Below are 324 nucleotides of genomic sequence, written 5' to 3'. Positions count from 1 at the left end.
ATTCAAAGTCGGGCGGTAAGGATATTGAATATCTGATGTGCCAGAATGAAGCCAGTCTCATCTATCTGGCGAACATGGGATGTATTGAGCTCAATCCCTGGAGCTCCCGGCAAGGAAATCTGGAAAATCCGGATTTTACCGTCATTGATATAGACCCTTCAGAAAAGACCACTTTTGAACAGGTTATCGAAGTGGCACTGGTGGCAAAGGAAGTGCTTGACAAGGCGAAAATAGAGGGTCATATAAAAACTTCAGGCTCCACCGGGATGCATATTTATATTCCGTTAGGGGGAAAATACAGTTACGAAGAAGCACGCGATTTTA

At 44.1% G+C, this 324-nt stretch carries 1 protein-coding gene; it reads left to right on the top strand.

Going from position 1 to position 324, the window contains the following annotated elements; all coding sequences use genetic code 11:
• On the top strand, window positions 1–324 hold a 324-nt coding region (gene ligD, locus HC175_RS22125; RefSeq protein ID WP_445326503.1), incomplete at both ends, for a non-homologous end-joining DNA ligase LigD.

Source organism: Salinimicrobium oceani, from assembly GCF_012037645.1.
Note: the sequence above shows the minus strand (reverse complement) of the source record. Positions and strands in the feature narration are given on the sequence as shown.